A 24,385-nucleotide genomic window follows, 5' to 3' on the forward strand; every position below is an offset into this window, starting at 1 on the left:
CCTAACTAGAGGAGAAGTGGTGAGCATGTTTACTCAACGTAAAACAATTCTTTCAATCATAGCTGGTGTTTCACTAGCATTATCTCAATCTGCTATAGCTAAAGATCGCGTTGTGCATTTTTATAATTGGGCAGGTCAAATTGGTAACGATACTATCACTGATTTTGAAAAATCGACAGGTATCAAATTAGTTTATGATGTGTATGACTCTAATGAAGCACTTGAAGGTAAATTAATGGCCGGTCATTCTGGCTTTGATGTCGTTTCACCTTCTGATAGTTTTTTAGCAAGACAGATCAAAGCTGATATCTATCTGCCATTAGATAAAAGTAAATTACCAAATTGGAAAAATCTTGATCCTAATTTGATGAAATTAATGGCAAACCATGATCCTGATAATAAATATGCAATTCCTTATGTATGGATGACGACAGGTATTGGTTATAACATTGATAAAGTTAAAGAACGTCTTGGTGATAATGCTCCAGTTGATAGTTGGGATCTAGTCTTTAAACCTGAAAATATGGAAAAACTTAAAGATTGTGGTGTTGCTTACTTAGATGCGCCAACTGAAATCTTTGCGAGTGCACTTAAATATTTAGGTAAAGATCCGAACAGTACTGATGCGAAAGATTATACCGGTGCCGCTTACGAGTTGTTAGAAAAAGTAAGACCAAATATTCGTTATTTCCATTCATCACAATATATAACTGATTTAGCTAACGGTGATATTTGTGTAATTTTAGGTTGGTCAGGCGATATATTACAATCTCGTGATAGAGCTAACGAAGCAAATAATGGTGTGCATATTGGCTACCATATTCCTAAAGAAGGTGCATTAGTATTCTTTGATACATTTGCTATTCCTAAAGATTCAGCTAATCCTGATGAAGCTCACGAGTTTTTAAACTTCGTTATGAAGCCAGAAATTGCTGCACAGGTAACTAATGATGTTAACTTTGCTAGTGCAAATAAAGTTGCTAACGATCAGTTTGTAAAACCAGAAGTGAAAAATGATCCTGCGGTTTATCCAAAACCAGAGGTTATGGAAAAATTATTTACCCTTACAGTAAAAGATCCTAAGCTTGAACGTGTGATTACTCGCACATGGACAAAACTTAAAACGGGTAAATAGCCGTTTGAACGTCAAATTATTGACTTATATATTCTAGGCGGAGAGGTTTAATAACCTTTCCGTCTCGTTTTTTTTGGCTTGTTGTTATGAGGAAAAAAGTGTGAACGATAAAACAACAAATCAGGTACAGCCTAAAAAAAAGATGATAACTCCATTATTGGAGATCAAAAATTTAACTAAAGTTTTTAATGACGACTATTATGCCGTCGATGATGTAAATTTAACCATTTATGATGGGGAAATTTTTGCCTTATTAGGTGCATCGGGTAGTGGTAAATCGACCTTATTGCGTATGCTTGCAGGGTTTGAACAACCAACATCCGGACAAATTATTTTAGATGGTAAGGATTTATCGCAAGTTCCTCCTTACAATCGCCCAATTAATATGATGTTTCAATCGTATGCTCTTTTTCCTCACATGACGGTTGAGCAAAATATTGCTTTTGGTCTTAAACAAGATAGATTAGCTAAAAGCGACATTAAACAGCGTGTAGAAGAGATGTTAGCGCTTGTACACATGGAGCAATTTGGTAAACGTAAACCTCATCAATTATCTGGTGGTCAAAGACAACGAGTTGCTTTAGCAAGAAGTCTAGCAAAAAGACCAAAACTTCTATTATTAGATGAACCGATGGGCGCTTTGGATAAACAACTTCGTGATCGTATGCAACTTGAAGTGGTTAGCATTTTAGAACAAGTTGGTGCGACCTGTGTAATGGTAACCCATGATCAGGAAGAAGCGATGACAATGGCAGGGCGCATCGCGATTATGAACAAAGGTCAATTTGTGCAAATTGGTGAGCCTGAAGAGATTTACGAGCATCCAAATAGTCGTTATAGCGCTGAGTTCATCGGTTCAGTAAATGTGTTTGATGGCATTTTACAAGAAACATTAGAAGATGGATTAATTATTAGTTGTCCTATGATTAAGCACTCTTTAAAAGTTGATTATGATTCACCCGCTGTCGAAGGGGTTCCTATTCAAGTTGCCTTAAGACCTGAAAAAATCAAACTTTGTGATGAAATTGCTGAGGATGCCTATAACGTTGCAACAGGTGAAGTTGTTGAAATTGCTTATTTGGGCGATCTTTCAATTTATCACGTAAAATTGCAAAGTGGTCAGATAATTATTGCACAGCTACAAAACGAACATCGCTATCGTAAAGGTATGCCTACTTGGGGTGATATTGTCAACCTTAGTTGGGAAATCGATAGTTGTGTTGTGCTTACTGAATAAACACAAGAGGATATATTGATGCGATCCATTATATGGGGTTTGTTATTAAATGCCTTGGTGTTACTCGGTATTTATTTACGTTTTGTAACAACAAATGCATTTGACAATCTTTTTTTAGATGCGTTATTTACATCAATGGTATTAAGCTTTTTATTATCATGTTTAGGTGCATATTTAGCGCATTATAAACCATCTAAATTTGCTTATCGGTTGATAATAGCTGGTAGTATTTTATATATACCTGAATTAGTCGGTTTGGTTGCTATCTATTATGCTTATAAAAAGATGCGACAACAACGTGATGATTCCGACTTAATGACATTATATGGTCGTTTGTTAGTTATCGCGATTCCTTACTTTTGGATGCTGTTACTCTTTTTATTACCATTTTTAATCGTATTTAGAATCAGCTTTTCGGAAGTGGCGATAGCCGTTCCTCCTTATACTGAACTTTTTAGTTATGAAGATGGGCTGGTAAATATTGTTTTAAATTTTGGTAATTATCTAAATTTATTAGCTGATACTATTTATCTAGACTCCTATTTACAGTCATTGAAAGTGGCTGCAATTTCGACATTATTATGTATTTTGATTGGTTATCCATTAGCATGGGCTATATCGCAATGCAAACCATCTACTCGAAATATTTTATTATTGTTGATTATATTACCATCATGGACATCATTTTTAATTCGTGTTTATGCGTGGATTGGAATATTGAATCCTAATGGTTTGTTAAATCATTTCTTAATGTGGTTAGGTGTTATTGATCAACCGCTAATCATTATGAAAACTTATCTAGCTGTTTATATCGGTATTGTATATTCTTACTTACCGTTTGTGGTGTTACCAATTTACACATCATTAAGTAAAGTCGATTCAACCCTAATTGAAGCAGCTCTAGATTTAGGTTGTAAGCCAATCAAAACCTTTTTTAGGATTATCGTACCATTAACTAAAAATGGTGTTATTGCTGGAGCCATGTTGGTATTCATTCCAGCGGTTGGGGAATATGTAATCCCTGAACTGTTAGGGCCTTCAGATAGTCTAATGATTGGTACTCAGCTATGGGCTGAATTCTTTAATAATCACGATTGGCCAGCCGCATCAGCTGTCGCAACAGTGATGTTATTGATATTAATTGTCCCTATCTATTACTTTAACAAATTCCAAAACCGACAAATGGGGGGTAAATAAATGAATAATTTACCATTAATCGTGCGATCAGCATTGATTGTTTTTATCTCCGCATTTTTAGGTTCATTGGTGCTATCGGTTTTGATTTCAGGATTTGCTTTATTAAGTAGTAGTAGCTTATATGTGGGATGTTTTGTCTTCAGTCTTATTTTGACAATTATTGTAACGATATCATTGCTAGGTAAATTTTTAAAAGGATTAATTCTATTATTAGTGTTTTCCTTTTTATATATACCGATGATCATTTTGATTGTTTATTCTTTCAATAGTTCAAGACTTGTAACTGTTTGGTCTGAATTTTCAACTAAATGGTATTTTGAATTGATCCACAATGAAGCCTTACTTAAAGCGGTAGGATTGAGCCTTTCTATTGCTGCTGGTGCTGCATCATTAGCAATTGTACTTGGTACCTTAGCTGCTTATGCCATAATACGATATAGACGGTTCCGAGGATCTAATTTGTTTTCGTTTATGACAACGGCACCATTAGTTATGCCAGATGTAATAACCGGTTTGGCATTACTATTGTTATTTGTTGGAATGGGACAAGTACTTGGTTGGCCAACACAAAGAGGTGCAATTACTATTTGGCTCGCTCATGCAACATTTTGTACCGCTTATGTGACAGTCGTTATTAGCGCAAGATTACGAGAGTTAGATAGGTCAATTGAAGAGGCGGCATTAGATTTGGGTGCAAATCCATTAAAGGTATTTTTCATTATAACGTTACCTATGATTGCTCCAGCTCTTGTATCTGGTTGGTTATTGGCATTTACTTTATCACTTGATGATGTGGTTATCGCTAATTTCGTGACAGGGCCAGGTGCGATGACGTTACCAAAACTGGTATTTTCTAAAGTCCGATTAGGGGTTGACCCTCAAGTTAATGCCTTAGCGACAATTATTTTATTAATTGTTGGTATTATTGGCTTCATTTCATGGCTTTGGATGCGTCGAGCTGAAAAACGGCATTTGCGTGAAATTCGAATGCATTAATTGCCTCATCAAAAATTGCCGCTTTATGCGGCAATTTATTTATCCTCATAAAATATACGTGTTTTTTTTATTGAATTATATTATAGTGTTTGATGTCAGTTCACTGACAAAAAATTCTCAGGGCGGGGCGTAATTCCCCACCGGTGGTATAGCCCACGAGCGCTTAATAAAATAGATTTTATTAAGGACAAGCAGATTTGGTGAGATTCCAAAGCCGACAGTTAAAGTCTGGATGAAAGAGAGTAGCTTATCTTTTCTATATTTGCGCTATAGCAAAATCACTATGGTCAAGCACTTGCCCTGATTCTGGTATTTAATGTATTTATAACTTAATGAATTCAAATTAATTAAGAATAAATATAATTAGTTTAATAAAACAGGATAGGTATTTACCATGAATCAGTTTAACTTAAATGAATTCGGAACACCCATCGAGCGTGTCAAAAAAGCAATCGCTTCAATCAAAGCTGGATCTGGCGTATTAGTGCTAGATGATGAAGATCGCGAAAACGAAGGCGATATTATTTGGGCAGCACAAACAATTACAACCCAACAAATGGCGCTAACGATTCGATATGGAAGTGGTATAGTTTGCCTATGTATGCCACAATCCTATTGCGATAAATTAGAGTTGCCAATGATGGTTGCTAACAACACCAGTAAAAACCAGACCGCTTTTACTATTACTATTGAAGCTGCGAAAGGCGTAACAACTGGCGTATCGGCTGCGGACAGAGTCACTACGGTAAAAGCTGCGGTTGCAGATAATGCAAAACCAAGTGATTTAAATCACCCAGGCCATGTCTTTCCATTAGTCGCAAAAGAGAATGGCGTCTTGAGTCGTCGAGGTCATACAGAAGCTTCTGTAGATTTAGTTTCATTAGCAGGCTTTAAACCAGCCGCTGTAATTTGTGAATTAACGAATGATGATGGAACAATGGCTAGAGCACCACAAGTTGTCGAATTTGCTAAAAAGCATCAGTTACCAGTAGTTACAATTGATGATATTGTGGCCTATCGTAAATCATTATAAGCCTTTCAAGAAACCGCCGAAATATTCGGCGGAATAATTTACTTAACCCAAAACTTTTAAAGCACAAGTTTTAGTGATTTTTACACCATTTTCTAATGCTGATGTATCAAAAGTCATATCTGGATGATGTAGGCCTGGTGTTAAGTCAACACCCAATCCCCAAAAACCTGATTTTACATCTCTTTCACGAGGATAATTGAAGAAATCTTCTCCACCTGGGGTAAAAATAGGATCTTTTAATCCATCTTTGCCAAGCACATCTATAATAGATTCAGCAATAATTTTTGTGACTTCATCATCAATTTCAGCTGCTGGTATTTCTTTTGATACTTTGATATCAGCTTTAGCACCAATTGATGCAACGCTGAGTTCGATTGCTTTAAGTGTTTTTGCTTTTAAATCATCCATGGCAGGATTAGTTGGGGCTCTTAAATCCCAACAAACATAGGCCTCTGATGGAATAGCATTCGTTACACCTGCATCACATATACAACGCGTTGCTTTCACGCTATAAGTTAAGCTAGGCGCTAGATGAATAGTATTCACAGCTTGAATTGCCATAGTTGCAGCATCTAATGCATTTACGCCTAAATGTGGTCTTGCACCATGAGCAGGAATACCATGAATATTTACTTCAACTGTCGTTGAGGCTGAATAAAACATGGCAGCTGATGCAAAACCTTTTGGGCATTCATCTTTAGGACGTACATGTAAGCCAATGATCATATCAACATCGTCAATAGCACCGCCTTCTATCATGGCTAAAGCACCTGAACCTAACTCTTCAGCAGGTTGAAAAATTAGTTTTAATTTTCCTTTTTTTAGATTACCTTCTTTAATGAGTTCTTGGGCTGCAGTTAATAACATTGATGAGTGACCGTCATGTCCACAAGTGTGTCTCGCACAGTGTTCACCATCAATGATATGACCTAGAGCATCCATATCAGCTCGTAATGCTAACACTGGACCGGGTTTTCCACTGTCATACTCAGCAACAATGCCTGTGGTATTGTTAATGTTTCGTGTTACTTTATAGCCAGCAGCTTCAAGTTTATCCGCGATATAGGCTGAGGTTTTAAATTCTTCAAAACCCAACTCAGGAATTTGATGTAAATAGTGGTAATGTTCAAGTACATTAGACATAGATATCTCCTTTATCACACTATAAATCGCATGATGATCATCGCAATTAAAGCATTAACTATACTGTTAAGCATTAATAGTGGCCAATATTTTTTAGGTACATCAGCAACACCCAATAAACGTCCCATATATTGTAATTGTGAGCCCATTAAGAAGATAGCTGGTGCTAAGATCGTGATATCAACACCACTTAAAATACCGCCAGAAATTAAATTTACAGCAACACCCGTACCTGCTGAAGCTGATAGCCAAGCGGTCAACAATACAGTTATAGCTTCACCCGGCAAACCAAATAGCCCCATAACGGGAGCAAATACTTCACCGATTAATTGCATCAAACCTAATCTTTTTAATATTTCCGTGATAACAAATGCCATAATAATGTTAGGCATTAAATTGTTTATTGCAATATTGAAGCCTTTGCGAGCACCAATAACGAAAATATCTAATGGATTGTTAGTCTGTTTTTGATTGGTTGAGTTATTCATTGATAAAATCCTTTTTATAAACTGAATTTAAAATCATGCGTACTAAAATCGCACCAACGAATTTCAATACAATCATAATGACCAATGGTGTAAATATTGCGACAGTCATTGAAGCGAAAAGCGCAGAACCAATAGAAAAATAGTTATTAATTAAGCCTGCTCCTGAATATTGCCAGGCGCTGATAATGATAAGATCTTTTTTACTGATCTGTTTTTCATCATACAACTCTTTAGTTAATACGGCTCCAGCGTCAGTACTTTGTAAATCAGTAATTAACGCAAGACCCGTTTTACCAGGAACCCCTAAAATAGGTTTAAGAAGGGGAGTTAATAGTTTGTGAGCTGCACGAATTGTACCGTAATGGGTAAAAATTTCTAAAACTCCTAACGCAAGCATAACTGTCGGTATTAGTGATAAGGCAAAAATAAAGCCGGCTCTGGCGCTATTTCCACCTTCACCAACAAAAGTATTTTTTTCAGGGTGAAGCATCGTACCAAACTTACCACTTAAGCTGGTAAAATCAAATGCACCTAACCAAGCTTTTCCATCCACGTTATAAAATAGCCCGGAAAAAAACAGTATGGCAACAACTAGTGACACATAGGCCTTTATTCCGACTTTAAACTCATTGTCCGATTTATTTGACATTGTCTATTCCTTTTTGATTTATCTGACTTATTTTCTAATATAAATATTAAATAAGTTACACTTAAAGTACTTGAATTATTTTGATTTAAAATGAATTAAAATACTAAGCGACGTATTCTATATTGATTTAATTGAAAAAAAACCCCTTTCCTCAACTTTTTTTTAAAATTAGATAGATTTTATTCGTCAATTACGCGTTGAGTAAGATTGATCATTTGCTGGGTTTAAGGATAGGATCTAAGCTATATTAAGTTATCATTTTTGGTAATTGATTTAAGTTAAATGGATTAATTTTATTTCGGATTTTCTCTCAATTTTTGAGAAAGTTATTTAAAAGCATACAATTATCAATAATTCTAGGCTTGCCATTTTTCATCCGTCATTATAGAATTGTTAATAAATAGTAAGAAATAGCATTAAAGTGTTTCAGAAACTATCGATATTATATATAAGGTTGAACTGTTTCTCTGCATAAACATCATAATCTTTAGGTGGCAAATGTTTTAGTTTGCGAACCGTCTTTTGTTTTCATTAAGCACATTAGTGAAATAATAAAATTAAGCAATATAAACAAAAAATAAAAAAATAATGAGGTCATTATGTACAGCAGGAATAAAGAGTGGGTATTTGTTGTTCTCACCTGCTTTTTTGAATTGTGTTGGGTATTTGGTTTTACTACTGCGAGCCAGTGGTGGCATTGGGTGATTGTTGTATTAGTCATTATTGTTGATTTTACGTTTTTAACTAATGCATGTAAGACTATTCCTACAGGCACTGTCTATGCAATATTTTCTGGTGTTGGCGCGATTGGCTCATTACTGATTGATATGGTTGTATTTGGCAAACAAATTAAACTGATTGAAATATTTTTTGTAGCATTAATTATCATTGGTGTTGTGCAATTAAAACGAGCTGATAGCTAATTAACTAAAATTTGGATTGAGATATGGGATGGTTATTTATTTTAACTGCTGCAATTTTCGAAGTTATTGGCGCTATAGGTCTTAAGCTATACTCGCAACAAAAAAGCTTGTTGCGATTAATGTTTTATTGGGGCGGTTTTTTTGTTTCATTTATACTATTTTATTTTTCACTCAAGTATCTGGATTTAAGTATAGTTTATCCAGTGTGGGTAGGGCTAGGTACTTCGGGTGCGGTTTTGGCTAATATGCTTATCTTCAATGAACCGAAGAATTTCACTCGAATATTTGGTCTGAGTGTGATTATTATCGGTATCGTTGGTTTACATGTTACCGTTTAGTTGTAAATGAGTTTTCATTCTCACAATTATATTAATTTGAGAATAGAGGATTTGCATTAGAATATAAAGTTATATAGAATATCCCCACTAACTAAATGGGTTGTTAGCTCAGTCGGTAGAGCAGTTGACTCTTAATCAATTGGTCGCGGGTTCGATCCCCTCACAACCCACCATTCACCAGATTTATCCAATAAGATGATAACTCTTCTTCGAAAATAATTATTGATTTATTAAGGCGTTACATATACTATTTCTCTTTTATGAAGTTGAATCATAAATTTGTTATGATTCTTAATAACACGTTATAATTATTTAAGTATATAAATTTCAAATGTTTTCACTAACTACAGGCCAAGCAATTCTAATTCTGTTAATAGTTGCACCGTTTTATTTTTGGTATATCTATTTACCGATTCTTCTCATAGGTATTTTTTTGCTTTGTTTCAATAGAAAGAAGCGGGAAAATCAAAAAAACAGATTTTATTACAAAGTTGGTAAATTTTTAATTGGATTTATTATTGTTAGCTTAATTATTTCATTATTAAGCATTTTGTGTTTACTTAATAGCTGAATCTTTTTTGAGATGATGCTGATAAGATAAGAGTATTGAATGCTAATTGAAGTGCAGGTATTTAATTGAACTTGAACAATTTTTTCAATGTATGAGATTGAATAGACTACTAAAATCTTTTGGTTAAGTATTTGTATTTCATAAAAAATAATGAGCAATTGTCGTGCTGAGTAACCTATTAAATACTTTAGTTTGATTATAAAAAGTTCTGAATCAAGTGTATAAATCAATGAAAATTGATAATTACTTTAAGGGACTCATCACTCAAAAAGTAATATACTAAAAAGTAATCCGTTTTCTTTTAACTTTTTACTTTATTATTGAGGAGTGATATATTACATCAAGGTATTGAGTGGATGATAAACGTTATATGTTTAATGGGTGTTTTTTTAATAGCTCTTTTCTGATCCCTCATACCCCAGCATTTATTCTATTTTTTCCTGAATTGTGTGTTTATTGAGTTTGTATAGATCATTTTTACACTAAGATTTATGGCGAGTCTTCATTTTTATTTCAACTAACTTATGAGTCATAATATGAATTCATATCTATTACTTTTTATTGCGATTATTTGTGAAGTGATTGCAACTTCTTCATTAAAACTTTCTAACGGTTTTACGCATTTAATGTATTCAATAATTACTATTATTGGTTATAGCGCGTCATTTTATGTTCTTTCATTGGCCTTAAAAACTATTCCTGTCGGTATTGCTTATGCGATTTGGTCGGGGATCGGGATTATTATTATCAGTTTGATAGCTTGGATTTTTATGAAGCAATCTTTAGATCTAGCAGCATTAATTGGTATGGGTTTTATTATATTTGGTGTGGTTATTATTAACTTATTTTCAAATGTTAGCGGGCATTAATATAAACATATTGCGTTGATAATAACTTAAATACTATATGAACGTTATCTGACTGTAGTTCGCGTTTGAACATAAAAAAACCGGAGTTGTACTCCGGTTTGTGTTTTTCAAAATATTTCTAAGCTAATTATAATAGCTTGTTTCTCAACTTAGATTTCATTAGCGTGTTGTTTTAAGTAGCTAGCAACGCCATTTGGATTTGCTTGCATACCTTGCTTTCCTTTTGTCCATTGTGCAGGGCAAACTTCGCCATGTTCTTCATGGAATTGGAAAGCATCAACAATACGTAGCATTTCATCAATGTTACGACCGATTGGTAAATCATTAATTGTTTCATGACGAACAACGCCTGATTTATCAATAAAAAATGATGCACGAAGAGCAACACCAGCTTCAGGATGTTCAACACCATAAGATTGCATAATGCTATGCTTTATATCAGCAACGATAGGGAATTTCACTTCTCCAATACCACCTTTATCTTGTGGTGTGTTACGCCATGCATTATGAACATATTCTGAGTCCATTGAGACACCAATTACTTCGACACCACGTTTTTTGAACTCTTCTAAACGGTGATCAAATGCAATAATTTCTGATGGGCATACAAAAGTGAAGTCCATAGGCCAGAAAAATACTACGGCATATTTACCTTTAATATGCTCAGCTAAATTAAAATTATTTACAATTTCGCCAGTACCTAGTACTGCTGCTGAAGTAAAATCTGGTGCTTTACGAGTGACTAATGTCATAAAATTTTTTCCTTGTGTAGCAAATGTATATACTGAATATGCGTTTTATTATATCAATCTTAGCCAATACGCCAAGTTGTTATCAGCAATTGATTTCATAAGTTTAACCTATGGTAAATAAATTATTATTCGGTTTTAATTATCGTTTTATTGGGTTTTCCCTTATTTTTAATGTCTCGGTGACGTTGTTTTAGCTTTTTCTTTTTAGTCTCTTCTTGCTTTTTAGCCGCATTTTTCTGTTTAGCTTTTTGCGAAGGTTTCTTTTTTGTTACTGGTTTAGGTGCTTTGGTTTTTGGGCGTAGTTCATCAATTGTTCTTAATTTGATAGGCTCACGAATATAACGTTCAATTTTTTGTAATAACTCATTATCGTGTGCCTCAATCAACATAATTGCTGTACCTTTTTTCCCTGCTCTAGCGGTTCGACCAATTCGATGTAGATAAACATCAGCCGTTTTAGGTGCATCAAAATTTATAACATGGGTAATATCGTTAATATCTATCCCTCTAGCAGCAACATCAGTTGCTACCAGTACGTTGACCGTGTTGTTATTCATCCGTTTGATGGCTTCGTTACGTTTGGCTTGAACCATTTCTCCTTCTAAATAACAACTATGAATTCCAGCTTGATGCAGCAGTGAAACCAATTCATGTACACGTTCACGTTTACGAACAAAGACGATAGTTTTTTTAACTTCTTTCTGCTTTAATAAGTGAGTTAACAATGCGACTTTATGTGTTAAATCATCAGCACGATAATAAAATTGTAAAATCTTCTTTCGTTCTTTTCGGGAAGGATCAGCATTGATTTCAACTGGTTCGTTAAGAATTCGATTAGCAAAACTATGTAAACCTTCACCTTCTAACGTTGCTGAAAATAATAATGTTTGTTTACGCCAGCGCGTTTCAGCTGAAATGGTTTCAACGTCTTGAGCAAACCCCATATCTAACATGCGATCGGCTTCATCCAAAATTAGCATTTCAACTGCACGACAATCAAAGTTTTCTTCTTTAATGTATTGTAATAGACGTCCGGTTGTTGCAATGACTATATCCTGATTTTTGCTGAAAACTTCGGCATGATTCATATAAGCAACTCCACCTGTAATCGTGGCTATACTCAAGTGTGTTGACTTGGTTAGTAGTTTTGCCTGTTCAGCTATTTGCATAGCTAATTCTCGAGTGGGGGTTAAGATTAATATTCTTGGAGGTCCAGGTTTTCGACGTGGAAAATCAAGCAGATGTTGTACCGCTGGAATTAAAAATGCCAATGTTTTACCGGTTCCTGTCGGGGCTGATCCTAGAACATCTTTACCGTCTAGGGCTACAGGGACAGTTTGTGCTTGTATTGCTGTGGGTTCGTTAATGTTTTGCGCTTGCAGATTTTCAATTAAAATATCATCTAACTGTAAATCAGAGAAAGTTTGCGTTGTCATAGTGCTCTTCTAATCTATCATTTTGCCCCACATTATAACGGCAATCGCTATAACTACAATCTTTATCAGCAACCAATCATATTATATGAAAGTAAAAATTGTTTTAATTGCAGACGCTTTATTTGATAGGCAACTACTGGCGTATGAGCTTATCATAAGCTGGGGATTATGATAGAATTATGATTTTTAGAAATTATAAAATACTATTCACTCTTTATCAAAATTGATGGTCGAATTATAAATATGACAGAATCTTTTTCGAACGATAAATATAACCAGCAGTTACAAAATAAAATAATCAATTTAAAAACGATATTATCTGATTTTCAATTACCCGAGTTAGTGACTTATTCTTCACCTATTAGTCATTATCGAATGCGTGCTGAATTTAGAATTTGGCATAATGGTGATGAGCTTTATCATATAATGTATGATAAGAAGAAAAGAGTCAGAATAGATAGTTTTCCTATTGCTTCAAAACTGATTAACAAGGCAATGCAGTCGATTTTACCTTTAATTCAATATAACGATAATTTGCGTCATAAGCTTTTTCAAATTGATTATTTCTCTACACTTAGTGGGCAGTTATTAATAACACTTTTGTATCATAAAAAATTAGGTGACGAATGGATAATTGCTGCTGAGCGTTTAAAACAACAATTAGCTGAACTAGGGATTAATGCTAATCTGGTTGGTCGAGCAAGTAATCAAAAAATTGCCATTGATGCCGATTATGTTGATGAGGTTTTACCAATATTTGATAAGACTTTTAAATATCGACAAGTTGAAAACAGTTTTACTCAACCTAATGCGGCTATCAATATAAAAATGTTGGAATGGGCTGTTTCGGTAACTAAAGAGTCTAAAGGTGATCTTCTAGAGTTTTATTGTGGTAACGGTAATTTCTCTATTGCATTGGCTCAAAATTTTAATAAAGTCTTAGCAACTGAGATTGCAAAAGCTTCCGTCTATTCAGCACAACATAATATCAAAATCAATAATATTGATAATTTAATTATTGTGAGATTATCTGCTGAGGAGTTTACTTCTGCCATTAGGAAAGAGAGGGATTTTAATCGATTAAATGGTATTAATTTAGATGATTATCATTGTCAAACTGTGTTGGTAGATCCTCCTCGAGCGGGATTAGACGATAAAACGATTAATATCATTCAAAGTTATGATCGAATTGTCTATATTTCATGTAATCCTTATACTTTAAAAGATAATTTGCAACAACTTACTCAAACGCATTATATAGAACATTTTGCTATGTTTGACCAATTTCCTTATACTGATCATATTGAAACAGGTATTGTATTACGTAAAAAGGAATATCAATAATGTTCAAAAACGGTTAATCTGGTTTAAATAAGATAAATTTTATGCCAAATTAACTGTTTTATTCCAATTATTTCATATTAAGTGGTTTAAAAAGCAAAAAAAAACCCTAGATAAACTAGGGCTGCATTAAATTGCAAGGAATGGATGAAAGGAAATAAAACAATGAAACAATACTGTCTAGCCTCATGAATCATTGTGGTGCTACTATAGCAAACCTAAACAGACGTTTTAATGACTGCAAAATTACAAAATAGTCACTGAAATGTCATGATGTCATTTGACTTCCTAATATATCCTATAACTGCATTATGCAATTTCGATAACCTGATAAAACATTAAGGAATATTCAATATGAAATTGTTAGTTGTTGAAGATGAACAAAAAACCGGTGAATATCTTCGTCAAGGTTTAGTTGAATCAGGATTTATTGTAGATCTTACTGATAACGGACTCGATGGTTATCATCGAGCAATGACTGAAGATTATGATCTGATTATTCTTGATGTAATGCTGCCTGATATTGTGGGTTGGAAAATTGTACAGTCTTTGCGTGAAGCAGGGAAAGATACTCAAATTATTTTACTTACTGCAATGGGAAGTGTTGAAGATAAAGTGAAAGGACTCAATTTAGGCGCAGACGACTATTTAGTTAAACCTTTTTCTTTCGCTGAATTGTTAGCAAGAATTAAATCCTTATTAAGACGAAACGTTCCACAAGTCAATAATTATCAATTAAGCATTGCTGATTTAATTATGGACTTACCTAAACGAACAGTAACCCGAGGTGATAAAAGAATTGATTTAACGAATAAAGAATTTTTATTACTAGAATATTTTTTACGTTATCCCGGAGAAGTTTTACCAAGATCCCTTATTGCTTCACAAGTATGGGATATGAATTTTGACAGCGATACCAATGTAATTGATGTAGCAATTAGGCGATTGAGGAACAAAATCGATGCCGATTTTGAACCTAAATTAATTCATACAGTCCGTGGAATGGGATATAAATTAGATGTCTTGGATGAAGCAGAGTAACTTCATATCGTTTCGTATACCACTTATCGTATGCCTGCTAACCTGCGGGCTACTTTATTGTTTCAGTTATCTTATTGAACATACGTTTGAAAAAATTTCAATTCAGCAAAATGTTTCGGAATTGAATTCAGTTATTACCTCAATTGAACGTGAACTTACCTATTATTCACCCGATGAAAATCGAGATGAATTCTTTCAAAATCTACTACTCATCTTGACCGGTCATCATCATCTATTTGTTTATATCATTGATGATTCAGGAAAAATTGTGTATCGCACTCGTGGTCCTAATTTATCTATTGCTTTATCACAAGAAGATTTTGAACGATTGATTACCGAAAATAGTACGGCGATTTGGAATATCGATAAATCATCTTATCGTATCGGTGCTTCCAGAGTTCTACTGGATGAAGGGCGTCAATATACGACAATAGTTGCAGTAGCGCGCAATTTACAGCTTGAATTTATAAATCGATTGAGAAATGGATTAGGTTTACTAATTGCTATTTCTTGTGTGTTAGCATTGATTGGATCGTTAATTTCCATTTATTACACACAAAAACCAATTAATCGTTTAATTAAAAAAATTGAACGAATTAATATGAAAAGCTTAAATTATCGTATTTCAACAGCTTCGGTTCCTGTAAAATATGTGAGTTTGGTTAAGGCGTTTAATAATATGCTTCATCGAATGGAAGATGTCTTTGAACGACAACGCAATTTTACCGCAGATATTGCCCATGAAATGCGAACACCAATCACAAATCTAACGACACAAACGCAAATTGTTTTAAATAATGCGCGCTCTACAGAAGAGTACCGAGAAATTTTATATTCTAATTTAGAAGAGTATGAAAAAATGTCTCAGATGATATCGGATATGCTTTTTTTAGCACAAGCCGATAATCATCAGCTAGTACCTAATCTTATCGATATAGATTTACATTCGATGATTAGTTTAATGTGTGAATATTTTGAACCTTTGACTGATGAGAAAAATATTACTTTTGAACTTGAAGGTAATTGTTCTCATATTCAAGGCGATAAAATGATGTTAGGGCGGGCGATAAGTAATATCATCTCCAATGCGATTCGTTATACCCCTGAAAATCAAACAATTAAGATTAAATTGGGTCAACTCACGCAAAAACGAATTCAAATTATCATCTCTAACCCTGGTAAAAAGATTGAAAGTCGTCATTTACCTCATCTTTTTGACCGCTTTTATCGAGTTGATGAATCGCGTCATCGAAATAACAAAGATAGCTCAGGTACCGGAATTGGTTTGGCTATTGTAAAATCGATTATCGATACACATAAGGGTCATATTTATGTTGAATCAGATGATCTGTCTACACGTTTTATAATCAATCTTCCGACCGTTATTTAACATCATAATCACTTATTAAGAGATTAGCTGCAGCGTATGCGGCTTTTTCTCTTAGATCTTGCGGTACTATTTGATTATCGACTACTTCATTAAGTACCATCATTACCGCACCTAACGCATCTTCAATATAACCTAAATCATTACTGCCAATTTGAGCATATCTTTCACGAATTAGCTCATGATATTTGTTCATATTATTATCTTCCTATTTATTGAAACTCAAATACAATTTAAATAAACGCAGTTAACATTTGATAAACTTCATTGGATGTGATTGATTGCATCGTTTTATCTTTTGAAATGATGCTGTGTTGGTTTTTGCCATATCCTCCAATTAGGTTTGGATCGGTTTTTCCAAATAAAGTTATATTAGGACGATCTAGTGCCGCTGTTAAATGGCTTAATCCTGTATCTACTGACACTACAGCTTTTGAACCCGCAATAATCGTTGCGATTTCGTTAAGAGAAAGCTTTGGTAATACTTCAACGTGATTAAATCCTTGTGCTAAGCGTAAAGCCCGTTCTTGCTCATGAGGAGCTCCCCATGGTAGTTTAATCCTTAGTCCTGTTGGTTGAATTAATTTAATTAATTCTCGCCATGCTTCTTCTGTCCAATGCTTTTCTTCACGAGTAGTAGCATGAAGGAAGACTAAATAGTTTTGGTTATCATCAGGTAACGCAGATAAGAAATGACGAGCAATAGCATAATCACCGATTGAATCAGGTTGCAAATAATTAAGACTTTTAGCAAACAGCATCCGAACACGCTCTATGGCATGCATCTGTTTAGGGACATGATGTTTAACATCATAAAACCAACTAGCGATGGGTTCTTTGATGCTTTGTCGATCTAAGCCATGCTTAATACCTCGCGCTTTACGAGTAATTAAAAATGCGCTTTTTATTAAACCTTGAGCATCAATGATGCAATCATACTGTTGTCGTCTTAAATGTTCTATAAATTGGTGGCGTTCTTGACGAACCGTTTTAGCAAACCAGTTTTTTCGCCAACGCCTTATTGCAACTGGGATAACTTCATCTACAGCAAAATGCCAACTTGGAATCTGTGAAAAGTTTTCTTCAACTACCCAATCAAAAGTAATATTTGGTAGATTGTTGGCGGCATCTGTTAAAGCCGGTAAAGTATGCAACACATCACCCATTGATGAAGTTTTAATAACCAATACACGCATAATTAATTACTCTTTTCACAGCGAACGATAAGTTTCATCAATGTTTCAAAAACATGATCGGGTTTTATATCAATTAGACTTTGATGATAACCTTGCTCACTATCACCTTTACGAACTCGGTGGTAGCCAGTAATGAGTCTAATGACTTCTGCTTTATTTGATAATGGGGGAGTAAAATCAGGGCTACTTGGTCCATAAAGTGCAACTAAAGGCTTATCAAGTGCAGCTGCAACATGCATTAAGCCTGAATCATTAGTGACAATTGCTTTACATGCCGCAATCAAGTTGATCGCTTGTTCTAATTCTGTTTGGCCAGCAAGATTAATACACTGATCACCATGCGCCATTTTGGCAATAATCTGTTCACCAACAGCTTTATCTTTTTCTGAACCAAAGATAATAATTTTAGCATGTTGTTTTACTATCAAATCAGCCAATGCAGCATAGTGATAATCAGGCCAACGTTTAGCAGGGCCAAATTCAGCGCCAGGACAAAATCCAATTAAAGGAACATCTGTAGGAATATTAAAGTTTAATAATGCTTGCTCAACCTCATCCTTTTCAACACTCAGTTTTGGCCATAAAATTGGTTGAGGAATATCTTTTGCTGAATGGATATCTTGTTTAGGGTAGGCAAGGGCGACATAACGTTCGACCATTAATGGAAAAGCTTTTTTATCAAGTATGCGCATATCATTTAATAAACCATAACGCATCTCACCCTTCCAGCCAGTGCGTTTAGGAATTTTAGCAAAGAAAGGAATCAGTGCTGATTTAAATGAGTTAGGTAAAATGATTGCTTGGTCGTATTGACGTAATTCTTTTCCTAGCTGGTAACGTTTAGTTAATGCAAACTCCCCATGATTAATTGGCATAGCAATTGATTGATTGACTTCAGGCATTTTATTCAATAAAGCACGGCACCAAGCAGGTGCCATTACATCAATTTCAATAGTTGGCTCTAGATGCTTTAAAGTGCGATATAAACTTTGGGACATCATCATGTCACCAACCCAAGATGGACCAATAATCAGGGTTTTCATTGTTGTTCCTCTTATTGCTCGTTTAACCATTTCATATATTCAGTTGTACCTTGTGCAACTGTTTTAAACTCAATTGGACATCCTGTTTTTCTAAATTTAGTCAAATCAGCTTGAGTAAAGCTTTGGTAACGTCCTTTCAGGTGATCTGGGAAAGGGATATAATCAATTTCACCTTTTTGATGATAATTTAAAACGGCATCAGCTACTGATTGGAAAGATTCAGCTCGTCCAGTTCCACAATTAAAGATGCCTGAAACATTATTTTTCCAGAACCATAAGTTTACCTCAACGACATCTCCAACATAAATAAAATCACGTCTAAAATTATCACTTCCAGTAAATAATTTAGGTTTTTCCCCTTTATTGATTTGTTCATTTAAATGGAATGCGACGCTAGCCATGCTACCTTTATGGTTTTCCCGTGGACCATAAACATTAAAATAACGAAATCCACAAATTTGTGAATTTGCTTGTGGTAATATTTCACGGACATATTGGTCGAATAAGAATTTTGAATAACCATAAACATTTAATGGTTTTTCATAGGAACGCTCTTCAATAAAATTATCGCTCCGACCACCATAAGTGGCAGCTGAGGATGCATATAAAAAAGGAATATCAAAATCTAAACAATAATGGAGCAAATCCTTAGAATAATTATAATTATTTTCCATCATAAATTTGCCATCCCATTCTGTTGTGGATGAACAAGCACCTTGATGGAAAATAACATCAATATCAAGATTTTCGCCAGATATTATTTCTGCTATAAATTCATCTTTATCCTTATAATCAGCAATATCTAAATCAGCTAAATTCGAAAATTTAGTACCATCAGTTAAATCATCTACCACCAAAATATCTTTGTGCCCTAGATCATTTAATCCTTTAACGATATTACTTCCAATAAACCCAGCACCGCCAGTAACAACAATCATAATCACAACCTTTAACTAGTAAAAATAATATAATAACGATTTATTGGCAAATTTTCGAGTATTCATTTCTACATCTTAGTTTTGTTGCTAATGAATTTATGATAAAAAATGACACGATTTAATGGTATATATCAGTTATGTGAATCATACCTATGAATTTTTCATTAACATCAAGTACCGGTAAAACTGTTATTGGTCTTGGCTTGTGTTGTTCCATTATATTTAAAGCATCTGAAACTGTTTGGTTTTGTTCAACTGTTACAGGAGTTGATATCATCAACTGAGTAACATTGATATTTAATAAATCTGGATAAGTCTTTAGCTGTCTTCGAATATCGCCATCAGTGATTATACCAAGTAATGCATTTTCCTTATTTACTATTGCAACTGCACCTATTCCAGAATTAGTCATCACAAAAATGGCATCAGAAATAGATTTTTCTGCAGTAATCGATACCTGTCTATTGTGTTTTTCAACCAATTGCTTAACAGTCATTAAACGAATTTGCCCTAAACTTCCGCCTGGGTGATAAAAAGCAAAATCATTTTTGGTAAATTTTTTAGCGTTCATAACTGAAATTGCTAAAGCATCACTTAATGCTAATTGGACAGTAGTACTTGTAGTTGGCGCTAAATTTAATGGGCATGCTTCATTAGTTATATGTGCATCTAAATTATATGTTGCAAATCGGGCTAACGTCGATGAAGGATTACCACAAATTGAAATTAGTGGAATGTTGATTTTTTGTATGGTGGATAAAATATTAAGAATCTCGGCGGTTTCTCCGCTATTTGATATCGCAATAATGGTGTCAAATTTAGTAAGGCTACCTAAGTCACCATGGATTGCTTCAGCTGGATGTAAATAAAATGATGGTGTTCCAGTACTCATAAATGTAGCTGAAAGCTTACGAGCAATATATCCTGGCTTTCCCATTCCAGTTATGATAACTCTTCCTGACGTATTCAAAATTAACTCAACAGCATTAAAGAAACTTTCGTTGATGGTATCAACAATATCCTCTATTGCAGCTGCTTCTTGTTTTAAAACTTGTTTCGCCATTTTTAAAGTTTCACTTTTAAGCGTCAAAAGGTTTGCAGATTTTGTGGTCATATCTCAATTATCCTTATTTATAAATTGATTTAATTGAATTAATTCTGTCAACAACGAATTAAACATGTTTATAAATTGTACTAATAAAATGAAAAATAATTTTGATGATTCACAAAATACTTACGATGAAAAAGTGAAAGTTTGATTGGGATCACAATTGTTAAACTTGGTTGTGAAAGTGTTAAAAGATTAACATTTTGTGAATTATTTTATTACTACAATGCCCTCAAATTAATCGAGAAATTAACTATGAAACAAGAATTACCGAGATACAAAAGAATTTTAGAGTACTTAGATGAATATGATGTTGCCAATATCAATTCATTATCTAAGCTATTTTCAGTTTCGCATATGAGTATTAGGCGTGATTTAAAGCTTTTGCAAGAAAAAGGCCTAATAAAAGTATCTTATGGTGGTGAAATAAAGAGGAGTTTTTTAAATGGTACCCCTCTATATAACATCAAGCAAAATCGATTTTCAGAAGGGAAAAAGAAGGTAGGTAAGATTGCAACAGGATTATTGCAACCAGGAATGGTGATCTTTATTGATGCAGGCACAACAATGCGAGAATTTGCATTGAACATCAATGTTCCTATTACAGTTATTACTCCAGATTTACACGTTGCTCTTGAATTATCTTCTCATCCAGAAGTGAATACCATCATTTGCCCTGGTGAAATACAAGCGTCTAGTGCAGCCATTTATAACTCACAATCAATGAAGTATCTATCTGAACAGGTTATCGATTTGGCATTTATTGGCGCTGATGGTTTTAATCTTGAAGATGGCGCATTAACGACATCTCAAATTAAAGCTGACTGTAAATGGATGGCCTTAACCCGATCTATTCAATCTGTTTTGCTTGTTGACAGCAGTAAATTAGGACTTAGATGTCGATTTAAAATCTGTGATTTGAGTCGCTTTAATTACCTTATAACTGAAAAGCAATTTCCGAGTAATTTTGAAAAGCAATTATTAAAACAGGATATTAAATATATGTTTGAAGTCGTGTAACAAACTACCTAATGGTAGATGTATAAAAAGTTCATTAACTGAACTTAATTTTTGAGAGGAAGCAAAAATATGAAAGTAGCCGTTGTAGCTGATGATTTAACAGGTGCTAATGCCACATGTGCTTTATTAAGCAAAAAAGGGTTTAACGCGATCACTTGTTTGGAAAAATTTAATGAAGATCTTAGCAAATTTGATGTTATTTCGTTTGCAACAGATTCTCGTTCAATACCTTATAAAGAGGCATATTCGCGTGTTGTTGATTGCATAAATCAATTTAGTAAATATCAACCTTTAATTAGTAAACGAATTGATTCAACATTACGAGGAAATCTAGGAGCAGAAGTTGATGCCGTTATTGATAATGATCCTAATTTAATGGCTTTAGTTGTTCCAGTTTACCCATCGAGTGATCGTATCTGTGTAGGTGGTTCTTTATTAGTTAATGGCGTTCCATTACAAAATACAGCGATGCGTAACGATCCTAAAAATCCGATGACTGAGTCTTCAATTATTGAATTATTTCGATGTCAATCCCGTTATCCAGTTTCTCATATTGCACTAAAGGATGTTTTAGAAGGCAAAGATAGAATTGAGCAACGGTTAAAACAAATATATCAACAGGGAGGACGAATTGTCATATTTGACGCAACAACAGATACGGATATAAGCGTTATCGCTCAAGCAGCTAATAATATTAATTTGCCTGTTTTTTGTGTAGATCCTGGACCATTTACTGCGCAATTTGCAGATCTTCGTTATTCGTCTGAAAAAAAAATGGCAAACAAAGTCTTTGTTGCAATAGGAAGTGTTTCGGATCTTACTCAAAGACAAATTAAAAAGTTGAGATATGACCGGAAAGTTTGGTTAGAAACAGTTTTAGTCGATGAATTAATTGAGATTGCAAAAGACACTAAGAAAGCTAAACCTATCGTCGATAAATTGTTAGAAAAAGTCGAACAATTTGATGTTATTGGTATTGATACAGTTGAAATGCCTGAGCATGTCTGTGACTTAAATAAACTCGCTACTAAACATAATATGAATAAGAGCGAAATCAGCAACACGTTAAATCAAGCCATTGCTGAAATTACTGCACAGGTATTACTCCATCCTGAATCTATCATACGTGGCATTTATACCAGTGGAGGTGATGTAACCGTAAATGTTGTTAATCGCTTAGGCAGTAGTGGGTTCTTGCTAAAAGATGAAGTAGAGCCATTAACGGTATACGGGCATTTGGTTGGAGGACAATGCGATGGTTATTCGATTGTAACTAAAGGTGGTTTTGTTGGTAATGATAATACTTTAGTTCATTGTATCGATTATCTGAGTACAAAAATTTCATCACATGAAAGTTTAAAGCATTAATAACCCTGAGTTAATTTAGTTAATAAATAAAAATAGAGTTTAATAAATTCTGAAAAAAGTTAAAGGAGTAAGACATGAACCATCGTAGCTTAATTGGCGTGCCTATGGGCGATCCAGCAGGAATCGGTCCTGAAATTGTTGTTAAAAGTATCGCTGCACCAGAAACGTATAAATATGGATGTGTAGTGGTAACTGGTGATAAAAAAGTATTAGAAGATGCCTGTAAATTCTCCAAAGTAAATTTACATATCAATCAAATAACTGATCTTTCACAAATACAAGATGAACCTAATGTTTTGAATCTTATTCAATGTGGCCAATTAAATTATGACACTTTCAAAATTGGTCAAATTGAAGGCCAATGTGGGCAAGCTGCATTTAATTATATTAAGGTTATAACCGAGCTTGCAATGCAAAAGAAACTTGATGCTATAGCAACTACACCAATCAATAAAGAGTCGTTAAAAGCAGGAAATGTTAATTATATCGGTCATACCGAGATATTAGCAGACCTTACTGGCAGTAAAGATCCTTTAACCATGTTTCAAGTTAGAGATTTACGAGTCTTTTTCCTAACACGCCATTTGGCTCTCATCAAAGCCATCGAATCATTAACACCAGAAAGAGTATGTGATTATGCTATCCGTTGTAATGAAGCATTAATCAAATTAGGTATTGATAAACCTAAAATGACCGTTGCAGGAATAAATCCTCACTGTGGTGAGCATGGTCTTTTTGGTCATGAAGATGATGATGTCCTATTACCTGGTATTGAGATGGCTAAACAACAAGGGATTGATATTAATGGTCCGAAACCGGCAGATAGTGTTTTCCATTTTGCCATGGGTGGGGGATATGATGCAGTGTTATCTCCGTACCATGATCAAGGTCATATTGCAACGAAAATGGTTGATTTTCATCGTACTATTTCAATTACCAATGGTATGCCTATTCTCCGTACTTCAGTTGATCATGGCACAGCAAATGACATTGCCGGTAAAGGAATAGCCAATCCAGTTAGTTTGATTGAAGCAATTCGTTTAGCTGCGCTTTACGCACCAAATTTCAAACGTTAGTAAGTATTTATACTTATAACTATTTATTTTTCGATAATGATTATCATTGTCGAAGGAGGGTTTGCATATGTCTAAAAAAGAAAATAATAAAAAATCACTT

Annotated in this window: 23 protein-coding genes, 1 tRNA gene, 1 pseudogene and 1 riboswitch; of the genes and pseudogenes, 15 read left to right on the forward strand and 10 right to left on the reverse strand. The window is 34.2% G+C overall.

Going from position 1 to position 24,385, the window contains the following annotated elements:
* Positions 1-25: 25 nt before the first annotated feature.
* From J3U23_RS03190 to ribB, 5 genes and pseudogenes are all read left to right on the forward strand, one after another.
* Positions 26-1,135: an extracellular solute-binding protein gene (locus J3U23_RS03190; protein ID WP_267337023.1), complete on the forward strand. Its 1,110-nt coding sequence runs from the start codon at positions 26-28 to the stop codon at positions 1,133-1,135.
* 100 nt (positions 1,136-1,235) lie between these two features.
* The gene (potG, locus tag J3U23_RS03195; RefSeq protein ID WP_081299544.1) at positions 1,236-2,372 is read left to right on the forward strand and encodes a putrescine ABC transporter ATP-binding subunit PotG; all 1,137 of its coding nucleotides are present in this window, start codon (positions 1,236-1,238) and stop codon (positions 2,370-2,372) included.
* A gap of 324 nt (positions 2,373-2,696) precedes the next feature.
* Positions 2,697-3,569 (forward strand): annotated as a pseudogene (gene potH, locus J3U23_RS03200) (putrescine ABC transporter permease PotH); the annotation flags it as partial.
* A 237-nt stretch (positions 3,570-3,806) separates the two neighbouring features.
* Entirely contained in the window at positions 3,807-4,565 is a 759-nt protein-coding gene (locus J3U23_RS03205; RefSeq protein WP_370632617.1) for an ABC transporter permease subunit, read from the forward strand.
* Positions 4,566-4,674: 109 nt separating this feature from the next.
* Positions 4,675-4,813: riboswitch (FMN riboswitch) on the forward strand.
* A gap of 146 nt (positions 4,814-4,959) precedes the next feature.
* The gene (ribB, locus tag J3U23_RS03210; RefSeq protein ID WP_065734483.1) at positions 4,960-5,598 is read left to right on the forward strand and encodes a 3,4-dihydroxy-2-butanone-4-phosphate synthase; all 639 of its coding nucleotides are present in this window, start codon (positions 4,960-4,962) and stop codon (positions 5,596-5,598) included.
* Positions 5,599-5,640: 42 nt separating this feature from the next.
* Here the strand turns inward: ribB and J3U23_RS03215 are convergent, their stop codons facing one another.
* The 3 genes from J3U23_RS03215 to J3U23_RS03225 are packed head-to-tail and all read right to left on the reverse strand — an operon-like array spanning position 5,641 to position 7,878.
* The gene (locus J3U23_RS03215) at positions 5,641-6,741 is read right to left on the reverse strand and encodes a M20 peptidase aminoacylase family protein (protein WP_267338434.1); all 1,101 of its coding nucleotides are present in this window, start codon (positions 6,739-6,741) and stop codon (positions 5,641-5,643) included.
* Between the two features lie 14 nt (positions 6,742-6,755).
* Complete coding sequence (locus J3U23_RS03220) at positions 6,756-7,229, reverse strand: YjiG family protein (protein ID WP_065563280.1); 474 nt, start codon at positions 7,227-7,229, stop codon at positions 6,756-6,758.
* Positions 7,222-7,878, reverse strand: a complete 657-nt coding sequence (locus J3U23_RS03225) for a nucleoside recognition domain-containing protein (protein WP_065734480.1) — start codon at positions 7,876-7,878, stop codon at positions 7,222-7,224. Before J3U23_RS03225 ends, J3U23_RS03220 begins: the two co-directional genes overlap by 8 nt.
* A 599-nt stretch (positions 7,879-8,477) precedes the next feature.
* Here J3U23_RS03225 and J3U23_RS03230 point away from each other — a divergent pair.
* From J3U23_RS03230 to J3U23_RS03245, 4 genes are all read left to right on the forward strand, one after another.
* Positions 8,478-8,801 carry a DMT family transporter gene (locus J3U23_RS03230; protein ID WP_065734479.1) on the forward strand — a complete coding sequence of 108 codons (324 nt, stop codon included), beginning with the start codon at positions 8,478-8,480 and terminating at the stop codon, positions 8,799-8,801.
* Positions 8,802-8,824: 23 nt separating this feature from the next.
* Positions 8,825-9,139, forward strand: coding sequence for a DMT family transporter (locus J3U23_RS03235; protein ID WP_065563283.1), 315 nt, complete (start codon positions 8,825-8,827; stop codon positions 9,137-9,139).
* Between the two features lie 97 nt (positions 9,140-9,236).
* Positions 9,237-9,312: transfer RNA gene (locus J3U23_RS03240), tRNA-Lys, on the forward strand.
* A gap of 934 nt (positions 9,313-10,246) precedes the next feature.
* Positions 10,247-10,579 carry a DMT family transporter gene (locus J3U23_RS03245; protein ID WP_065563209.1) on the forward strand — a complete coding sequence of 111 codons (333 nt, stop codon included), beginning with the start codon at positions 10,247-10,249 and terminating at the stop codon, positions 10,577-10,579.
* A 149-nt stretch (positions 10,580-10,728) separates the two neighbouring features.
* On the opposite strand, the gene J3U23_RS03250 is transcribed toward J3U23_RS03245, so the two are convergent.
* Both J3U23_RS03250 and srmB read right to left on the reverse strand, forming a co-directional pair.
* Positions 10,729-11,331, reverse strand: a complete 603-nt coding sequence (locus J3U23_RS03250; RefSeq protein ID WP_065563210.1) for a peroxiredoxin C — start codon at positions 11,329-11,331, stop codon at positions 10,729-10,731.
* Between the two features lie 125 nt (positions 11,332-11,456).
* Complete coding sequence (gene srmB / locus J3U23_RS03255) at positions 11,457-12,767, reverse strand: ATP-dependent RNA helicase SrmB (RefSeq protein ID WP_267338435.1); 1,311 nt, start codon at positions 12,765-12,767, stop codon at positions 11,457-11,459.
* Between the two features lie 243 nt (positions 12,768-13,010).
* Here srmB and trmA point away from each other — a divergent pair, with 243 nt between their 5' ends.
* The 3 genes from trmA to J3U23_RS03270 all read left to right on the forward strand — a co-directional run bounded on the left by trmA (position 13,011) and on the right by J3U23_RS03270 (position 16,539).
* On the forward strand, positions 13,011-14,111 hold the full coding sequence (trmA, locus tag J3U23_RS03260) for a tRNA (uridine(54)-C5)-methyltransferase TrmA (protein ID WP_267336941.1): 1,101 nt from the start codon (positions 13,011-13,013) through the stop codon (positions 14,109-14,111).
* 351 nt (positions 14,112-14,462) lie between these two features.
* A complete protein-coding gene (locus tag J3U23_RS03265; RefSeq protein ID WP_065563213.1) occupies positions 14,463-15,149 on the forward strand; it encodes a heavy metal response regulator transcription factor in 687 nt (228 codons plus the stop codon).
* Positions 15,127-16,539 (forward strand): heavy metal sensor histidine kinase, encoded by a 1,413-nt coding sequence (locus J3U23_RS03270; RefSeq protein WP_081299540.1) that lies wholly within the window; start codon positions 15,127-15,129, stop codon positions 16,537-16,539. The genes J3U23_RS03265 and J3U23_RS03270 overlap by 23 nt, the downstream gene beginning before the upstream one ends.
* On the opposite strand, the gene J3U23_RS03275 is transcribed toward J3U23_RS03270, so the two are convergent.
* From J3U23_RS03275 to J3U23_RS03295, 5 genes are all read right to left on the reverse strand, one after another.
* The gene (locus J3U23_RS03275; RefSeq protein ID WP_267338437.1) at positions 16,532-16,732 is read right to left on the reverse strand and encodes a YaeP family protein; all 201 of its coding nucleotides are present in this window, start codon (positions 16,730-16,732) and stop codon (positions 16,532-16,534) included. The genes J3U23_RS03270 and J3U23_RS03275 overlap by 8 nt on opposite strands.
* A 37-nt stretch (positions 16,733-16,769) precedes the next feature.
* Positions 16,770-17,732: a lipopolysaccharide heptosyltransferase RfaC gene (gene rfaC / locus J3U23_RS03280; protein WP_267338438.1), complete on the reverse strand. Its 963-nt coding sequence runs from the start codon at positions 17,730-17,732 to the stop codon at positions 16,770-16,772.
* Between the two features lie 2 nt (positions 17,733-17,734).
* Entirely contained in the window at positions 17,735-18,775 is a 1,041-nt protein-coding gene (gene rfaF / locus J3U23_RS03285; RefSeq protein ID WP_267338440.1) for an ADP-heptose--LPS heptosyltransferase RfaF, read from the reverse strand.
* 11 nt (positions 18,776-18,786) lie between these two features.
* The gene (rfaD, locus tag J3U23_RS03290; protein ID WP_267338441.1) at positions 18,787-19,713 is read right to left on the reverse strand and encodes an ADP-glyceromanno-heptose 6-epimerase; all 927 of its coding nucleotides are present in this window, start codon (positions 19,711-19,713) and stop codon (positions 18,787-18,789) included.
* A gap of 118 nt (positions 19,714-19,831) precedes the next feature.
* Positions 19,832-20,827 (reverse strand): KpsF/GutQ family sugar-phosphate isomerase, encoded by a 996-nt coding sequence (locus J3U23_RS03295; protein WP_267338442.1) that lies wholly within the window; start codon positions 20,825-20,827, stop codon positions 19,832-19,834.
* A 249-nt stretch (positions 20,828-21,076) separates the two neighbouring features.
* Between J3U23_RS03295 and J3U23_RS03300 the strand changes: the two genes are divergently transcribed.
* The 3 genes from J3U23_RS03300 (at position 21,077) to pdxA (ending at position 24,285) form a co-directional block, all read left to right on the forward strand.
* On the forward strand, positions 21,077-21,841 hold the full coding sequence (locus J3U23_RS03300; protein ID WP_141673957.1) for a DeoR/GlpR family DNA-binding transcription regulator: 765 nt from the start codon (positions 21,077-21,079) through the stop codon (positions 21,839-21,841).
* 69 nt (positions 21,842-21,910) lie between these two features.
* Positions 21,911-23,209 (forward strand): four-carbon acid sugar kinase family protein, encoded by a 1,299-nt coding sequence (locus J3U23_RS03305; protein WP_267330234.1) that lies wholly within the window; start codon positions 21,911-21,913, stop codon positions 23,207-23,209.
* Positions 23,210-23,283: 74 nt separating this feature from the next.
* Positions 23,284-24,285: a 4-hydroxythreonine-4-phosphate dehydrogenase PdxA gene (gene pdxA, locus J3U23_RS03310; RefSeq protein WP_267338443.1), complete on the forward strand. Its 1,002-nt coding sequence runs from the start codon at positions 23,284-23,286 to the stop codon at positions 24,283-24,285.
* The last annotated feature ends 100 nt before the right edge of the window (positions 24,286-24,385 follow it).

This window comes from Gilliamella sp. B3367 (genome assembly GCF_026536825.1).
GTDB lineage: Bacteria > Pseudomonadota > Gammaproteobacteria > Enterobacterales > Orbaceae > Gilliamella > Gilliamella apicola_E.

Excerpts from the sequence above, each read along its gene's own strand:
- J3U23_RS03190 (WP_267337023.1), top strand. The coding sequence starts at position 26 with ATGTTTACTCAACGTAAAACAATTCTTTCAATCATAGCTGGTGTTTCA.
- J3U23_RS03205 (WP_370632617.1), top strand. The coding sequence starts at position 3,807 with ATGATCATTTTGATTGTTTATTCTTTCAATAGTTCAAGACTTGTAACT.
- ribB (WP_065734483.1), top strand. The coding sequence starts at position 4,960 with ATGAATCAGTTTAACTTAAATGAATTCGGAACACCCATCGAGCGTGTC.
- J3U23_RS03215 (WP_267338434.1), bottom strand. The coding sequence starts at position 6,741 with ATGTCTAATGTACTTGAACATTACCACTATTTACATCAAATTCCTGAG.
- J3U23_RS03220 (WP_065563280.1), bottom strand. The coding sequence starts at position 7,229 with ATGAATAACTCAACCAATCAAAAACAGACTAACAATCCATTAGATATT.
- J3U23_RS03225 (WP_065734480.1), bottom strand. The coding sequence starts at position 7,878 with ATGTCAAATAAATCGGACAATGAGTTTAAAGTCGGAATAAAGGCCTAT.
- J3U23_RS03230 (WP_065734479.1), top strand. The coding sequence starts at position 8,478 with ATGTACAGCAGGAATAAAGAGTGGGTATTTGTTGTTCTCACCTGCTTT.
- J3U23_RS03235 (WP_065563283.1), top strand. The coding sequence starts at position 8,825 with ATGGGATGGTTATTTATTTTAACTGCTGCAATTTTCGAAGTTATTGGC.
- J3U23_RS03245 (WP_065563209.1), top strand. The coding sequence starts at position 10,247 with ATGAATTCATATCTATTACTTTTTATTGCGATTATTTGTGAAGTGATT.
- J3U23_RS03250 (WP_065563210.1), bottom strand. The coding sequence starts at position 11,331 with ATGACATTAGTCACTCGTAAAGCACCAGATTTTACTTCAGCAGCAGTA.
- srmB (WP_267338435.1), bottom strand. The coding sequence starts at position 12,767 with ATGACAACGCAAACTTTCTCTGATTTACAGTTAGATGATATTTTAATT.
- trmA (WP_267336941.1), top strand. The coding sequence starts at position 13,011 with ATGACAGAATCTTTTTCGAACGATAAATATAACCAGCAGTTACAAAAT.
- J3U23_RS03265 (WP_065563213.1), top strand. The coding sequence starts at position 14,463 with ATGAAATTGTTAGTTGTTGAAGATGAACAAAAAACCGGTGAATATCTT.
- J3U23_RS03270 (WP_081299540.1), top strand. The coding sequence starts at position 15,127 with ATGTCTTGGATGAAGCAGAGTAACTTCATATCGTTTCGTATACCACTT.
- J3U23_RS03275 (WP_267338437.1), bottom strand. The coding sequence starts at position 16,732 with ATGAACAAATATCATGAGCTAATTCGTGAAAGATATGCTCAAATTGGC.
- rfaC (WP_267338438.1), bottom strand. The coding sequence starts at position 17,732 with ATGCGTGTATTGGTTATTAAAACTTCATCAATGGGTGATGTGTTGCAT.
- rfaF (WP_267338440.1), bottom strand. The coding sequence starts at position 18,775 with ATGAAAACCCTGATTATTGGTCCATCTTGGGTTGGTGACATGATGATG.
- rfaD (WP_267338441.1), bottom strand. The coding sequence starts at position 19,713 with ATGATTGTTGTTACTGGCGGTGCTGGGTTTATTGGAAGTAATATCGTT.
- J3U23_RS03295 (WP_267338442.1), bottom strand. The coding sequence starts at position 20,827 with ATGACCACAAAATCTGCAAACCTTTTGACGCTTAAAAGTGAAACTTTA.
- J3U23_RS03300 (WP_141673957.1), top strand. The coding sequence starts at position 21,077 with ATGAAACAAGAATTACCGAGATACAAAAGAATTTTAGAGTACTTAGAT.
- J3U23_RS03305 (WP_267330234.1), top strand. The coding sequence starts at position 21,911 with ATGAAAGTAGCCGTTGTAGCTGATGATTTAACAGGTGCTAATGCCACA.
- pdxA (WP_267338443.1), top strand. The coding sequence starts at position 23,284 with ATGAACCATCGTAGCTTAATTGGCGTGCCTATGGGCGATCCAGCAGGA.